Annotated in this window: 13 protein-coding genes and 1 tRNA gene; 6 read left to right on the top strand and 8 right to left on the bottom strand. The window is 54.2% G+C overall.

Translation table 11 applies throughout. The features are described 5' to 3' along the window. The first annotated feature begins 157 nt into the window (after window positions 1–157). The 3 genes from MW898_RS12090 (at window position 158) to MW898_RS12080 (ending at window position 2,201) form a co-directional block, all read left to right on the top strand. A complete protein-coding gene (locus MW898_RS12090) occupies window positions 158–562 on the top strand; it encodes a hypothetical protein (RefSeq protein ID WP_248907547.1) in 405 nt (134 codons plus the stop codon). 153 nt (window positions 563–715) lie between these two features. Further along, a tRNA-Glu gene (locus MW898_RS12085) sits at window positions 716–790 on the top strand. Window positions 791–956: 166 nt separating this feature from the next. Next, entirely contained in the window at window positions 957–2,201 is a 1,245-nt protein-coding gene (locus tag MW898_RS12080; RefSeq protein WP_248907545.1) for an MFS transporter, read from the top strand. A 128-nt stretch (window positions 2,202–2,329) separates the two neighbouring features. On the opposite strand, the gene MW898_RS12075 is transcribed toward MW898_RS12080, so the two are convergent. From MW898_RS12075 to MW898_RS12040, 8 genes are all read right to left on the bottom strand, one after another. Continuing rightward, on the bottom strand, window positions 2,330–2,836 hold the full coding sequence (locus tag MW898_RS12075) for a chemotaxis protein CheD (protein WP_248907544.1): 507 nt from the start codon (window positions 2,834–2,836) through the stop codon (window positions 2,330–2,332). Further along, window positions 2,833–4,098: a chemotaxis protein CheC gene (locus tag MW898_RS12070; RefSeq protein WP_248907542.1), complete on the bottom strand. Its 1,266-nt coding sequence runs from the start codon at window positions 4,096–4,098 to the stop codon at window positions 2,833–2,835. Before MW898_RS12070 ends, MW898_RS12075 begins: the two co-directional genes overlap by 4 nt. Window positions 4,099–4,273: 175 nt before the next feature. Next, a complete protein-coding gene (locus tag MW898_RS12065; protein WP_248907540.1) occupies window positions 4,274–7,162 on the bottom strand; it encodes a chemotaxis protein CheA in 2,889 nt (962 codons plus the stop codon). A gap of 49 nt (window positions 7,163–7,211) precedes the next feature. Beyond that, window positions 7,212–7,577, bottom strand: coding sequence for a response regulator (locus MW898_RS12060; protein ID WP_264822277.1), 366 nt, complete (start codon window positions 7,575–7,577; stop codon window positions 7,212–7,214). A gap of 3 nt (window positions 7,578–7,580) precedes the next feature. Further along, on the bottom strand, window positions 7,581–8,123 hold the full coding sequence (locus tag MW898_RS12055; protein ID WP_248907536.1) for a chemotaxis protein CheW: 543 nt from the start codon (window positions 8,121–8,123) through the stop codon (window positions 7,581–7,583). Continuing rightward, the gene (locus tag MW898_RS12050; protein ID WP_248907534.1) at window positions 8,123–9,643 is read right to left on the bottom strand and encodes a methyl-accepting chemotaxis protein; all 1,521 of its coding nucleotides are present in this window, start codon (window positions 9,641–9,643) and stop codon (window positions 8,123–8,125) included. Before MW898_RS12050 ends, MW898_RS12055 begins: the two co-directional genes overlap by 1 nt. Window positions 9,644–10,262: 619 nt before the next feature. Next, window positions 10,263–10,799 (bottom strand): heme NO-binding domain-containing protein, encoded by a 537-nt coding sequence (locus MW898_RS12045; RefSeq protein WP_248907532.1) that lies wholly within the window; start codon window positions 10,797–10,799, stop codon window positions 10,263–10,265. A 28-nt stretch (window positions 10,800–10,827) separates the two neighbouring features. Next, the gene (locus MW898_RS12040) at window positions 10,828–11,379 is read right to left on the bottom strand and encodes a heme NO-binding domain-containing protein (RefSeq protein WP_248907530.1); all 552 of its coding nucleotides are present in this window, start codon (window positions 11,377–11,379) and stop codon (window positions 10,828–10,830) included. A gap of 322 nt (window positions 11,380–11,701) precedes the next feature. Between MW898_RS12040 and MW898_RS12035 the strand changes: the two genes are divergently transcribed. The 3 genes from MW898_RS12035 to MW898_RS12025 all read left to right on the top strand — a co-directional run bounded on the left by MW898_RS12035 (window position 11,702) and on the right by MW898_RS12025 (window position 14,546). Continuing rightward, complete coding sequence (locus MW898_RS12035) at window positions 11,702–12,331, top strand: pyridoxamine 5'-phosphate oxidase family protein (protein ID WP_248907528.1); 630 nt, start codon at window positions 11,702–11,704, stop codon at window positions 12,329–12,331. Window positions 12,332–12,824: 493 nt separating this feature from the next. After that, window positions 12,825–13,289: a hypothetical protein gene (locus tag MW898_RS12030; RefSeq protein ID WP_248907526.1), complete on the top strand. Its 465-nt coding sequence runs from the start codon at window positions 12,825–12,827 to the stop codon at window positions 13,287–13,289. A gap of 795 nt (window positions 13,290–14,084) precedes the next feature. After that, window positions 14,085–14,546 carry a DUF5804 family protein gene (locus MW898_RS12025; protein ID WP_248907523.1) on the top strand — a complete coding sequence of 154 codons (462 nt, stop codon included), beginning with the start codon at window positions 14,085–14,087 and terminating at the stop codon, window positions 14,544–14,546. Window positions 14,547–14,614: the final 68 nt, after the last annotated feature.

Raw genomic sequence — 14,614 nt, 5'->3', positions numbered from 1 at the left:
TCTCGTTTATTCGACTGGGGATGTGTGACCTCCCTTCTGCAATACGACGATACGGTCGGTGAGTAACTACTGTCTGTAGACAACGTCGGTGACAGATACTGGGTTGTACGCGTCGCCGTCGGTAGGCTAATGACCGATCCCGGCAAATGGCCTTACGATGAAATCGACCGAGCATGCGGTTGTTGGCGCAATCGTCGGCGCAGTAGGAGCGCTCGCATTGGGTGAGCGTCTTTCGCGTCCGGCAAAAGTAGTGCTCTGGTGCTACGGTGTTTTTTTGAGCGTCTTCATCGATCTCGATCATTTCCTGCTTGCTCGCTATCTCACAGGGGATTGGGAACTGCTGTTTGAGGCACTCTCCGATCCGAAACGGGCGTTCACTGCACCAGCGTGGCTCTTTGAGGGATTAACCATGCGAACAGAGCGACTCCTGAGCCACACGATCATTGGGGGTGTACTCACGCTCGTTACGTTCGTAATCACGCCGTTTCTCGCAGTCTACACCGCTGTCGTGCTGTACGCGCACCTCCTCTGTGATTTACTCCGCGATACGAGAGTTGCCTAATCGTATCTTGTGGTAGGTTGGTAGCTTTGCTCCGTTGGAACGGACGACAGGATATCGATTGTGTGAAAATGCGACACAGTAGCGCACCAGGGGGGCCAATAACCCGTACCGAAAGGCAGCGCTTATTAAGGGTCAGTACAGACATACATTTGCGCTCGGTTGGTGTAGCCCGGCCAATCATGCGGGCCTTTCGAGCCTGCGACACGGGTTCAAATCCCGTACCGAGCATCCCTTTCTCAGTTCAAGTGGTCAAAGCCAGAGACAAAGCAACCAGATCTTGCTGAGTGTATTGTGATTCTGATCAGATCGCAATCACGCCTGTTGATCTGACTAGTAACAAATAACAAACAATAATTCGACAGTCATTTGTATCATCGCCCGGTCTGGTGTGCTCATGCGTTTCATTCGTGCTTGGCTTGCCGACGGAACGTTCTACTACGGATGGGTTGTCGTCGCGGCGTGTTTCCTCGCCACAGGCGTCGTTTTCGGGATGACGTACTCGTTCGGTGTTTTTCTCGACCCGCTCGCCGTGACATTCGACACCTCGACAGCGCGCACCTCACTCGTCTTCGGGGTTCAACTGTTCGTCCTCTACGCCGCCGCGGCACCGATGGGCGGACTCGTTGAGTGGCTCGGTCCCCGCCGGGGACTAGTGCTCGCCGCAACACTCGTCAGTGGCGGCATGATCGCCGGAGGTTTGGCCGATAGCCTCCCGCTACTCATCCTGACCTACAGCATCGTGACTGGAGCCGGGATGAGCCTCGCATTCGTCATCGGCTACGCGACACCTCCCCAGTGGTTCCAGCGCAGACGCGGAATGGCAACTGCACTGGCAAGCGCTGGTCTCGGAGTCGGCATGCTCGTCATCGCCCCAACAGCTTCCATGCTCGTGACTCAACTCGGTTGGCGCGGGACGCTCCCGCTGCTCGGTGCTGGTCTTGGGATCACGTTGCTCCTCGCGGCGCTCCTGATCGTTGACGATCCCGAACACGTCAACGGTGTCAACGCCGAATTTCCTGATGGTCGTCCGGAGTCGGACAACGGTTGGCGCGAGCAGCTGCGAGTCATCCGCGAAGCCGTCAGGAGTCGTGCGTTCCTCCTCCTCTTCGGTGGCTACATACTGATGTACGGGACGCTTTATGTCCTGCTCAACCACCTCGTCAACTACGCTGCAGAGCAAGGAATACGGGAAACGGGTGTGTTCGCGCTCAGCCTGATCGGTGGCACGACGGCCGTCACCCGTCTCGCCGTGGGTGGTGTCGCCGACCGTCTCGGTCGTCAGATCGTCTTCGTCGTCTGCGGGGCCGCGATGGCGCTCGCGCTGTTCGTACTCCCGTTGGCACGTGCGCCGCTACTGCTGCTCACTATTGCGGTGTTCTTTAGCGTCGGCTACGGCGGCACAGGTGCGCTCTTGTCTTCTGTGCCTGCAGATCTCTTCGGTGGCCGCAATCTCAACACACTGTTCGGTCTTGTCTCGTTCTCGTTCGCGGTGCCCGGACTACTCGGACCATTTGCAGCCGGCTTCGGCTTCGACCGATTCGGAACCTATGCACCGGTCTTTTCGACGACTGGCATCGTTGGACTCGTCGGTGTCGGACTCATTGCGAGTGCTGCATGGCTTCAGGGCGAACTCGGCTGACGGAGAAACACACACGAATCTCTCGAATCTGAATGAACCACCATATCGATTGTTTCGACAGCCATCCCATCTCGAACAGGACAACAGCGCTGTACTGATGGCTCTGCGGTGAGCTTACACAGAAGCCTTCACAAGCGGATCGCGTCGCTGTCGATGGTGTGTACCACGAGATCGCCCGAGGCTGTATCGAACTCGACACGACGGCCGCGTCCACCTCCGATATCTTCGGCAACGATAGGCACGTCGAGTGCCGCAAGCTCGTTACGGGCGGCTTCGATGTTGCGTCGCCCCGCATCAGTGGCAAGGCCATCGAGTTGAAAGATGTCCGCACCGCCAGCGATCTGAGCCTCGACCGTTCCGTAACCGGCACCCGCCCCGATCATCTCACGGAGCATGGCGTGAATCGCAGTATCGACAAACTTTCCATCAGCACTCCCAACGCCATCGTCTTTCCGTGGGAGCATAGCATGAGCCAGCCCACCGACACCTGTTGGGGCGTAGAGCGCGATTGCCACGCTGGCACCGAGTCCGTAGGCAATGAGCGTCTCGCTGCTGTCCGCAACACCGTACTCAGAGACACGGACGAGCTGCCGGTCGCTCTCTTCTGAATCGGGGAGTTTCTTGTATGTTTTCATGAATGATCGAGTTTGGTGAGGCCTTCGACCTCAAACGACGACGGGACGGCTTCGGCGGGCGCAAACTCCGGCGTGATCGACGATTCATCAACGCGTCCAGTATCCAGCGTCTCGAGCGCGTTGATGAGGTCGTCCTCGTCTGGAATTGCGTAGATGTCGAGATGAAACGTTGTTCCAGCGGCCTGAATGCGCACGTCGAAGACGAAAGCGAACTCTTGACGCTCGCTCAGTCCGACAACCAGTGGGTCAACCACGGCAGCCCCCATGTCGTAAGTGTAGGCGGGCGTCGAGTGGTCGATGGTTGTCTCGAGCACGTTCGCCCAACCGTCGAGAAAACCACTCGCCATAACGTTTGAGAGCTCCTGAATCGCGTCGCGCTCAAGCGCACCGAGGTCGCCGATCGGTGTGGAACCGAGCGTCGACTCGACGAGATTGACCGCTGAATCACGATCAAAAAGGAAGAGCAGATAGCCACTCAGCATCCCGTCGAACGTGAATGCGACGCTAATGAGACGCTCGGTCGCAATGCCTTCTGGAATGGCGTCGAGCGAGATGAATTCAATCCGCCAGACCTCGATCTCGGCGTCGATGCCGGTCATTTGCTCGAGATTCTCGGAAATCTTCGCTGCGCCGTTACCGGCCATCTGATCGAACCCAGAAAGTTTCTCGGAGTCGATGACTCGGTCGTTATCCTCTCCTTCAAGCAGCCGAACAACTGTGTCGTGCTCTGGGACGAGGTAGTGCTGGAACCGGATCTCCTCATCGACGGCCTCGATCCGGCTCCGGAACGCCACCGCGAGATCATCGTCAGTCGGGTCATCGACGAAGGCATCAGCGGAGACCCCGGTGATGAACTCTGGCGGTGAGACATCGATCTCCGTCCCAAGCACGTCTGCCCAGCCGTCCACGAAGCCGTTGTTCATGATCGCGCCAACTTCGGCGATCGCGCTTCTGGCTAACCATTCGCGCTCGTCACCGGGAACGTCTGAGACGAGCATCCGTGCGACGTCGTTTGCACTCTCCTCATCAAAGAGAATCAGTGAACGCCCCTCGACGTCGCCAACGAGACTGACACTGATGCCAATCTTATTCCGGCTGTTGTCGAGCTCATCGGCAATTGCAGCCTGACTCGTAAAGTGCAGACGGGTAACGCTCACGCGTGTCTGGAGGTCAATCATCGGTGCGAGGCGGTCAGCCGCGAGACCCGCACCCTCGCGCGCCATCTCGTAGAACGTCTCCATCGTGTTGACATCCAGTTTCATACTACTCCGTGATCGATTGATAGACAATAGAAAAACTCGACAAACGACCCGTTTCCGTTCTTATTTCTGTTCTTGCTCGTGATCTCACTGCTGGATCCAGTTGTCGAGCCGTCCGACGATCCGCCGCCGGTCGGATCAGAGCAGGAGTCGTTTCTGGTCAGTTGGTCTTTCCAGTTCATGCTATCGTTGTCACGTCGATAATGTTGATGACGTCTCCACTCTCTCCCATCGTCGCTCCGCTGATTCCTGGAACGTGATCAAGGGGTGGTCCGTACGGCTTTACAACCGCTTCACGAGACTCTAAGACACCATCGCAGTGGATCGCAACACGCCCTATCTCGGGCCGGAGCCAAATGACGGTCCCATCGCCAGTCGACCGTGCGGGCACGTCGAATGCTTCGTGTAGCCGTACGAGTCGATACTGTTCCTGTTCCTGTTCGTCATTGTCTTTGTCTCCGTTTGTGCTCTCGTCCTCGTCGTTGGTCTCATCCCAATCGAGTGCTGGCTCCGAGACGAACGTTCTGTCGTCGATCGTATTCTGCTCTTCTGGCTCTCCTATGTATCTCACATCTGACATAGGAATTGCATACTTCTCATCGCTCGCCTCCACGAACAGCAACTTCGCCATTGCGACGGTGACTGGAAGCCGTAGCCGAACAGTAGTTCCTTCGCCCGGTTCGCTCTCCACTTCGACTGTGCCATCGAGGTCGGAACAGACCCGCGAGACGATGTCCATGCCGACCCCCCGACCGCTCACACTGGTAATCTCCTCGGATGTTGACAGCCCGTGGTGGAATAGGAGATCGTAAGCGTCCTCTTCGTCGAGCGTTTCAGCCTCGGCTTGCGTTATTACTCCGTCCTCTACTCCTTTCGTGAGTACTGCGTCGGGGTCAATGCCGCGACCATCGTCTGTGACTTCGATAACGGCTCCGTCGCGGACTCGCTCTGCTCGGAGCTCTATTTGGCCTTCGGCGGGCTTTCCAGCCGATTTGCGTTCGTCGGGAGATTCGATTCCGTGATCAGCTGCGTTCCGTACGAGGTGGACCAACGGTTCACCAATCCGCTCAGCGACACTCCGATCCAACTTCACGTCCTCGCCCTCAATATCAAAGGAGATACGCTTGCCCTGATCACGCGCAATATCTCGGGCGACGCGAGGCAGTCCATCGACAGATGACGAGAGTGGCATCAGTCGAAGATCTATCACGGATCGACGGAACGCAGCTTCGATCGACTGCAGCGCACCGAGCACATCGCTGGTTTCCTCGCTGATTGTATCGCCGATCGCATCCTCGAACGAGAGCCGAGCCATCGAGAGCTCTTCGACGAGGTTCAACAGATCGTCAGCCGTCTCTACGTCGACACTGATAGAATGCAGTGGTGTCTCAGCCGGGTCGGTCTCCATCGATGGGTCCCGACGGAACTGCTCGGTGTCGAGTGTGCTGTCCTCGATCGTCCCAACAGATCTGATGGGTCCCTCGCCGTCGGACTCGACATCGAACAGCCCTCCGAATCGCTCGGTAAACTCCTTGGTTCCCGTTTCGCTCTCGAACTCGACATCCTCGATTTCCGTTGGGGATTCGGACTGTTCCAGATCAATTGCCTCAATCGCGTCGAGGATGTCATCGTCGAATTCGCCGAAGGTAACGTCCTCAAGGTCTGTTTCGAGGGCGTCGATATCCGTTTCTTCGCTCGTCTCGTCTTTCACCCATATGAAAGGGTCGTCTTCGGGTTCTTCGATGTACGCTGCTGAATCTGTATCGTCTGTCGAATCAGTGGTGTCGTTTACCGGACGTGTTTCACCATCTGGTTGTCTGTCCCGAGATACATCCGACGTCGGTTCGTCGAGAGTAGTCGACTCTTCGGCTGTTTCTGGTGTCTCGGGAGTGAGCTCGATGAGTTCTTGGATACTCATCTCGTCCTCGTCGTCGAATTCGCCGAAGGTAACGTCCTCAAGATCTGTTTCGAGGGCGTCGATATCCGTTTCCTCGCTCGTCTCGTCTTTCACCCATATGAAGGGGTCGTCTTCGGGTTCTTCGATGTACGCTGCTGAATCTGTATCGTCTGTCGAATCAGTGGTGTCGTTTCCTGGGTGTGTTTCACCATCTGGTTGTCTGTCCCGAGATGCATCCGACGTCGGTGTCTGGGCCGCGTCGTTTTCGGTCGTCGCTGGTGTGTCGAACTCTTCTTCGGGATCGAGTTCGATGAGCTCTTGAATACTCATCTCGTCCTCGTCGTCGAATTCGCCGAAGGTAACGTCCTCAAGATCGGCTTCGAGAGCCTCGATATCCGTCTCTTCGCTCGTTTCAGCTTTCACCCATTCGAAGGGACGATCGCCCGGATCAACACTGTCGTCTGTTGACGCTGCCCTGCTATCCGTGGGTGTCTTTTCGGATGCATCCGGTGTCGATGTCTCGACTGTGCTTGGGGTGTCTGGTTCATCCAACCGCGAAGATGGTGCTTTGCTCTCTCCGATCGTATCGAACCTCCCTGCTCCCTCTAGCTCGCCGAATGCTTCGTCATCATCGTCGATATTGGCCGCTAATTTATCGAGGTCGTCGAAGATACTCACTCGTTCGAGTGCCTCTTCAGCTGACAGGTCTTCGTCGGGCTCCGGTAGTATGAGATCAATATCGGACTCAGATTTTTCAGTCCCGTCACCCTCTGTCGACGTAGTCCCATTCTCAGTTTCGTGTTGTTCTTCGATCAGATCGCGTAGTGCGGCGGCCGTCGCATCGGGATCGACCGTTGGTTCCTCGCCCCGTTCGACTGCGTTCAGAATTGCCTCCGTATCGTCTACAGCATCGAGGGCACCGTCCACGAGCGTCCACGATGGAATCACATCATCAGAGCGGACGGCTGCGAGGAAATCCTCGACCGCGTGGGCAAGGGTGGCGGCCCCATCAATCCCTTCCATGGCGCAGTTGCTCTTGAGGGTGTGGGAAGCGCGAAAGAGTTCTGCAATCGTCTCGTCGTCCGAGGATTGCTCAAGAGTGACGAGGCCGTTGCCCAGATCTCTGACGATGGAAGTCACCTCGCGGAGCACCTCGTCATCGGTACTCATCCGCGGATTCCTCCATTCCACGAATGGCAGTGCCTGTCGGCGACGGACATCATGCGAGGACGAGATTGATCGCGTCGACGATATCCGCGTCGGCGAACGGCTTCACGAGATAGCCGTCCGCTCCGGCGCGGGCCGCCAATTTCATTTTCTTTCGCTGGCCGACACTCGTGCACATGACAATCCGAGCATCTGGATCAATCTGCTTGATCGCTGCGGTCGCCTTGATGCCGTTCGCCTGCGCCATGACGATGTCCATGAGGACAATGTCGATCTTGCCAGCGTTGATCTTGTATTCCTTCACGGCCTGTGCTCCGTTCGGAGCTTCGGCTACGATCTCGTACTCATCGTCCAGCGCGGCCGCAATCCGCCTCCGCATGTATTCTGAGTCGTCCACCAGTAGGATTCGTAATGACATTCTTCAGTTCACCTGTTGGTCACTATCCCTGCGCGCTGCCTCGGTCAGTTGCTCTGGATCAAACACCCACGTTTTCTCGTCAACGACGGCCTTGAACCAGTCACCGTCTGGTTCCTCAGGCTCGTCAGTCGAATTCAACGGCGCAATCATGTCAACGGGATGCGTCTCAATACCTTCGATACCGTCGACGAGTATGCCTGCCGTCTGATCGTGCGTCATTCTGGCGAATACCACCAGAATTCGCTGTGTGACTCCTTCACGATTGTCTGTCTCGAGGAGTGTTCGCCCGTCGATCGCTGCTGTAACGTTCCCCTGAATCTCCGCCACACCGGCGATTGTCGGTGGTGTCCGGGGAACACGTGCGAGTGAGGGGCTGCGGACAAGTTTATTCACACACCCCAGCTCGAAGACGTACGCCTCGCTGCCGATGTGAACGCGGACGAACTCAACGTTCCCGGAAGCGCCGGTAACGGCAGCAGCGGAATTGGAATTGGAGCTGGATTCGGCTTCGGCGTCTGAATTGGGTTCGGGTTTACTCACGCTCATTAGTCAGCATTCTTTAGAAATGTGTTCACGTCGCCATCGTGTCTGGCGTCGGTGCTCTCCGGAGGCCCCTCGGTCTCGAATCCGAAGTCTCCGGCGACGGCTGCGTCGAAATCACCCAATGTCGTGCTGAGGTGGGTTGCTCGGTCGGCCAGATCGGCTGCGCTCAGTGCGATCTGTTCGAGCGCAGTCGTCTGTGCCTCAGCAGCAGCAGCGACAGTTTCGGACTCGGCGGTGGTCTCATCACTGATCGTTGTGGCCGTCTCTGCGGCTCCTTCGACCATCTTGGCGACTTCCTGTGTGGTCTCGACCTCTCGTTCGGTCGTCTGACTGATCGCCTGAACGCCCGAGTTCGTCTCCTGTGCAAGGGTAGCAATTTCGTCCAGTGCATTGACCGCGTTTTCGACGGAGTCAGCGTTGTCCGCGATCTGTTCGCTTGTTTCTTGAACCTCTGTTACCGTCCGATCTGTCTGCTCTTGTATCTCTGCCAGTCGCCCCTCAATGTCCGCGGCTGCATCCTTGGTCCGCTCGGCAAGCGCCTTGATCTCGTTTGCGACGGCCGCGAATCCGTCGCCGTACTCACCTGCACGTGAGGCCTCAATATTCGCGTTGAGCGCCAGCATGTTCGTCTGCTCTGCAATTTCGGTAATGAAGTCGATGAGCTCATCGATGTGCTCGACCTCTGCTTCGAGGCGCTCGATCTCTTCGACTGTCTCTACTGACTCATTTTCTATCTGATTCATGCTCTCGATTGCCGTTTGGGCGGCTTCACGGCCTTGTCGGCCTGTTTCGACCGTCCGCTCTGAGAGCTCCGCGACCTCGTTCGATGAGGCAGCAATCCCTTCAACTGTTGTTGAGAATTCGTCCATCTCGGACGAGGCGACCGTGAGTCCCTGAAGCTGGCGTTCTGCGTTTTCGGAGATGTCACGGATAGATGCTGTCACCTGCTCACTTCCGTCACGCACTTCCTCGGTACTCATCCGCACCTCCTGACTGTAGGTGGCGACCTCGTTTGCGAAATTAGTCAGACTCCCGATCGTATCTTCAAGATCAGCGAGCATCTCGTTGATACCGGTTGCCAGAGCAGAGAGTTCCTCGCTCTGGACGTCTGTGTTGAGTCGGCGGGTCAAGTCGCCATCTGCGCACTCCTGAACCGCCACTTGGTACTCCAGAACTGTTCGCTCGGCATTGGTGGTTCTCCGCCGCAAGGACTGGGTGCCCTTGAGCATCGATGCTAACCGGCCGACTAGTCCGGATTGCTCTGCTGTCGACGCGAATGCCTCAGGGTCCATGTCTGTCTCGACCTTGTCCATCAGCTCTTCGATCGCTCCCATCGTTCGGGAGACAATGATCATCCCGAGCAAGGCGCCGAACATGACTCCTCCTACCATCGCGATGAAGATCTCACTCTCAGATCGTCCAGTCACGACGATTGTACCGATCCCTATCGGCACACCAATACCGAGCACCATTATCCCGAATTTAAATGGATATCGCATCCGCGCTGAACCGGGCTCTCCCATCGTTGGGAATAGAATTTCGGATGAGCTGTTATAAAGATTCTCACACGATTATATTAAGCGTTGTGTGGATTAGTGGATAGGTGATGACTCCCAGATCTACCTGAGTAAATCTCCATATGACGCATGAGGTTGCCGATCTGTGGATATCTCTTTCATGCTGTGCTTTTCTCATATATCTCTGAACATATCTTACACACTGTGTGTGACATAGTTGCTACATGAGTAAAAAGGCCAAATTATGTAACTTTCATTTATCTATAGGTGAGTTCTGCATGTTATGTACCGTCTCATCGATTACTGATCAAATTCTCCATAGTGTGCGTGAAATCATCGGTGTCTCAGTTTAGAGCACGAGGGAGCAGTGCGCTCGTACCGCTTCCAGAGGATCTTATCCAACACCGAACGTGAAGAGACTGTTAGTGAGCATCGGTGGATACAGTGGTGACTGTTCGAGTCATTTCAGTGCCCCCGGTCTCCAAACTGAGTCCTGTCGTGAAAACAGCTGCGTACTGCTGTGAATTCAAACCGTTGCCGTCCACAGTGGGATTTTGATGTTTGCGCTACACCGTCGCCACGAAGTATCAACTTCCTGAGGTGTGGGTTCCGTCAGATCTACACGTCAGGCACTCACAATGAACTCACAGTACGGATCTCCGCTGTGCATACACCGGTGTTCGGAGACGGAGATCGTTTCCCCATAGTGAGCGGCGACACCGCGAACAATACCAATTGCAACGCCACACAGTTCTCGTTCCGATTGGTAACGGACAATTACCCGATCGTCACTCTGACGCTGGCACTCCAGTTCCGGCGGCGTCAGTTCTGGGTTGTGTGTACGGAGTACGGTGTGAATGTGTTCTTCAGTGTGCTCGACGAGATCGATGGCCGTCCAGTCGGGGCTCACGAGGTTCCCATACGCGTCTAAAAGCTGCGCGGCGATGATCTCACCGAACGGTTCAAGGAGGTCCTCAGCCTTTTGGTCGATGACTGCGGCTGCTGCTCTAACGAGTTCGAAGAGTTCTTCGTCCTCGTACGTGCTTACCGGGAGGTAAAGCTTCGACCCGACGCTCGCCTCTGCTCGGATCTCATTCCACGTATCACGCCCGTACTGATCAACGACGAACTCCTTCAGCGACTTGTAGAGAATTCCATGCACGGTTATCGCCTCCACACGATCTGGTGATTCATATTGTCCCCGCCCGACTCACGACGAATCTACACTGATTGTCGCCGTTGTGCATGCAAGACGGTTCCTCTATCCTGAGTGGATCGTTGAAGTACTGACCGATGCCAACCATCAGACCTCTCGCGAAGTGACACAGCTTACGATCCGAGTCGTAGATGATTCCAACGCGGTCGCTTTCGATCCAGCCCGACTGTAGCTCAGGCGGAGTGTACGCTGAAATTTCCTTTGCTCGGAGGGAGGTGTGAATATACTTCTCGACGTTAGCGACCAACTCGAGTCCTGTCCAGTCCTTGTTCACGTGCACACCGTACGTCTCCAACAGTGGTGTCACTAAAAACTGCCCGAATTCCTCGAGGAGATCCGGCACATCGGTGTCGGTGATCGACGATGCAGCTCCGACGAGCGTCATGACTTCCTCGTCCGGGTACTCTGTCACGGGGACATAGATCTTTCCTTTGAGTCCTGCCTCAGTCTGGATCGCTTGCCACGCCTCGTGGCCATGGTGGGTGACGACGAAATCCTTGAGACCTTTCAGTACAATTCCATGCATTAGGCTTTCTCTGATTCGGACGCCCGGTACGGTGCGGAACCTCTGGACGTACCGCCGTTGCCCACCCCGGAATTGTGTACGGAGCCTGCTTCTCTCGATCCTCTGTGGGTTAGCATGGCTGCACATAGCGTAATCAATCGATAAAAGAGTTCTGAACGATTCAATTGAACTACAAACGAAATCAGGATTGGGTTGATTCAAAAATCCGATCATCACTGGCGTTCATAATGTCGGATAGGAAACGGACCAGTAAATACCAATATTATTATAATTCAGATTCATCGTTAAATCTATAATACCCTAAATTCGATTGTTAACGACCATGGCCGAGGACCCGTTCGAGTACGACACAAATGAGGGCCCGTTCGAATTTAATAGACACATGACCGACGATTTGCCCGGCAGTGCGGGCGAGCACGACCTTCAGGAGCTATTCGAGACACGCGAGCGGGCCAAGCGATTTTACGAGGAGGCGATGAATGATTCTCTCACAGATCGGATGCAGCGGTTCATCCGTGAGCGGATCATGTTCTTTCTCTCAACCGCCGACGCGAACGGAGAGACAGACTGTTCGCCCCGATTTGGTCCAGAAGGATTCGTCAGTGTTCTCGACGACAATCGCCTCTGTTACCCTGAATATCGAGGTAACGGCGTACAGGCCTCGCTCGGAAATATGATTGAAAACCCGCACGCGTCGTTTCTGTTCATTGATTGGTGGGAGACAACTGTCGGCTGTCACGTCAATGGTCGAGTCGAACTCCGCGACAGTATCGATGGGCTCACTGATCCCGCTGGCGTTGACCACCGGAAAGTTTGGGTCGAACTCCATGTTGAGGAGGCCTATATCCACTGTGCAAAGCATGTCCCAAAACTCTCGATCGAGGAGTTCGATCCGCCGTGGGGCACAGACGATCGTGACGCGAAGCGTGCTGGTTATTTCTCCACAGAATGAATGATCGTGTCGGATGTCCTGCCTAAACTTCACCATTCTCACTCTGAGACGGCGGTTATGAACGTGAATGGCTTCCAAGACGACGTAGAAAATAATACAATTATCACTTATCGCTAGTACATTGGATCACATCTCTGGGTTTCGGTAGCTTGCCGAGAGTCGTCTTCCTTTCATAATACTGTGAAAATGAGTGCAATTGTTCTAAATTTGGCTGGTTTCTTACAACATCACTTCTCTGGCTGTTTCAACGCAAGATAGGAGGTAGTAGTAACAATAAAATTTCATTATCTGGCGGGTAGAAATGGATGAGAGACGACACGGGCCGAATACTCTAATGCTGTCGGTTGACGAGAAGATGTCCAAAATAGATTCGAGTTGATTCAGAAGCACTAATACGCTATAGGTTTAACAATTTGAAATATATGGGTGCTTATCTGACAAATGGACGACGGTAATGGAAACACTTACCCACACGGCTACTATGGAACACACAATGACTGAATCGACGAAAAACTCAGATTATTTTAATGATGATACTGGGAAAACATCTAAAAAAGGAGAGATAAATGATGGGTTCCTCTCGAGAAGAGATAATATGATTAAAGAGATAAATCGTCGTGAAGGCCACACATTCCACGACGACAAATCTGCCAAAATATGTATAAAGGCTACGACTGGAAGAAACATCTCCGAGTGGGAGTTCGAAACCGAAACCGTCATAGAACCTGGCGGATGGGCAACATTCTCAGTAAACGACACCGAATATCGGATCAAACTGTTCGGAGTGGAGATGTGGGAATCGTACTCAGGAAATAGCACCGACGTAACGTGTCTTCGAGTTGCAATAGACCGTTTTGAAAACGGAAAATGGAGCGAATTTGTCGAGAAGGGGGGGCGACACCATCAAGATTTCAAAAACAACGTCACTTGTGACTTGGAATTCATTGGATTTGAGTAATATACCAGTCAGAAAGAGGTCCGGTGCTCTTCGTACGTACACCCATCCTCAGAGCATCTCCAAAATGGATGTCCAATGCCCTCCTGTACGATTTTCATCGTACCACCACACGAAGGACATTCTTTAGTTGCCCCCATCCAATTCACCCCCCATTCTGATTGCAATCGAATACATCAGTACGCGATATGTACACCCGTACTATACATGTTGTGGATCAATTCCTTCGTTAGGATCGGTTTATTATCCGCGCCTCACCGGCTATAACTACCAAATCCACGTTACTCATCTCGTGACTGAATCATATTTAGAAATGGTAGATATCGGTATTATTTACTACTCCTGGTTCATTCGAACGTTACAGCCAGCGCGCTTTACGTACTGAAACACTCCCACCATAATCGCCCATATGTCATTTTGTGTGGATGTTGCTCGGTTTGAGGCAGCCTTCTCTGATAGGATAAGTGGCGACAAATATGAGATAGTAGTAACAATAATTCACTGCGCAACATTCATTATATACCGGAACGAACATCTGGAACGAACGGTGGGGACGAGACGGCAGCCGTGCCCTTGGCTAAGAACGTATCGTCCGTTCCATCGTTCTCTTGCTCCCTCCGAGCGTATTGTACACCACCCTATCGCTCTGCCAGTTCTTCTGTCAGGAATGTCTAACAGTCGACACACAGTACGATCATTGTGATCGGGTGTGATGCGCTGTATTCGACGTTGATTCAGCTGAATATCATACGATTCGCTTGACGAAACCGCTTTGACGACTCTCTGTGAATTCTTGCTATGACCAGGGTTCATCTCGTTGGGACGGCGGATTGTGATCTCCGTTCAGCGTTGCTTTCCCGGGAGACCGCCCGCGACGCGCTGGCGACGTACCATCTCGATCAACCCTACGCGAACACTATCGCGGTCGAGACAATCAGCCTCGGTGCAGCCGTTTCACTTCTCAATGACCTGAACTGGTATCTCATTCGTTACACCGATGCCTCGTTTGTTCTCGAACCTTCGATCAGTGACACAGAATGGCTCTCCCGGGAGCTTGCGACTGCGGTCCGCACTGGTGCGATCGATCCTCACGAGAGCAGCCGCTATCTTATGATCTATGGTGTCGAAACTGGCGATGAACCACGCCTCGTCGAACCGATGTTCGTCACGAGGGCCGGAGAGACGATTCCAGAATACGACTTGCGTGATGTAGAGGAAACGCTCGCTGTTCGTGTCACTGAGTCTGAGTTCGGGGCGTAATGTACGCACAACGTCTGTGACACAAGAAGGATCGAGGTACCGTACGATCGACTGAATACGGTTTCTTA

This window comes from Halocatena marina, assembly GCF_023276375.1.
Lineage (GTDB): Archaea > Halobacteriota > Halobacteria > Halobacteriales > Haloarculaceae > Halocatena > Halocatena marina.
This window is presented reverse-complemented; position numbering and strand designations above follow the sequence as displayed.

What these genes read in the sequence shown, in the direction of transcription:
- MW898_RS12090 (WP_248907547.1), top strand. Translation starts at nt 158, where the DNA reads ATGAAATCGACCGAGCATGCGGTTGTTGGCGCAATCGTCGGCGCAGTA.
- MW898_RS12080 (WP_248907545.1), top strand. Translation starts at nt 957, where the DNA reads ATGCGTTTCATTCGTGCTTGGCTTGCCGACGGAACGTTCTACTACGGA.
- MW898_RS12075 (WP_248907544.1), bottom strand. Translation starts at nt 2,836, where the DNA reads ATGAAAACATACAAGAAACTCCCCGATTCAGAAGAGAGCGACCGGCAG.
- MW898_RS12070 (WP_248907542.1), bottom strand. Translation starts at nt 4,098, where the DNA reads ATGAAACTGGATGTCAACACGATGGAGACGTTCTACGAGATGGCGCGC.
- MW898_RS12065 (WP_248907540.1), bottom strand. Translation starts at nt 7,162, where the DNA reads ATGAGTACCGATGACGAGGTGCTCCGCGAGGTGACTTCCATCGTCAGA.
- MW898_RS12060 (WP_264822277.1), bottom strand. Translation starts at nt 7,577, where the DNA reads ATGTCATTACGAATCCTACTGGTGGACGACTCAGAATACATGCGGAGG.
- MW898_RS12055 (WP_248907536.1), bottom strand. Translation starts at nt 8,123, where the DNA reads ATGAGCGTGAGTAAACCCGAACCCAATTCAGACGCCGAAGCCGAATCC.
- MW898_RS12050 (WP_248907534.1), bottom strand. Translation starts at nt 9,643, where the DNA reads ATGGGAGAGCCCGGTTCAGCGCGGATGCGATATCCATTTAAATTCGGG.
- MW898_RS12040 (WP_248907530.1), bottom strand. Translation starts at nt 11,379, where the DNA reads ATGCATGGAATTGTACTGAAAGGTCTCAAGGATTTCGTCGTCACCCAC.
- MW898_RS12035 (WP_248907528.1), top strand. Translation starts at nt 11,702, where the DNA reads ATGGCCGAGGACCCGTTCGAGTACGACACAAATGAGGGCCCGTTCGAA.
- MW898_RS12030 (WP_248907526.1), top strand. Translation starts at nt 12,825, where the DNA reads ATGACTGAATCGACGAAAAACTCAGATTATTTTAATGATGATACTGGG.
- MW898_RS12025 (WP_248907523.1), top strand. Translation starts at nt 14,085, where the DNA reads ATGACCAGGGTTCATCTCGTTGGGACGGCGGATTGTGATCTCCGTTCA.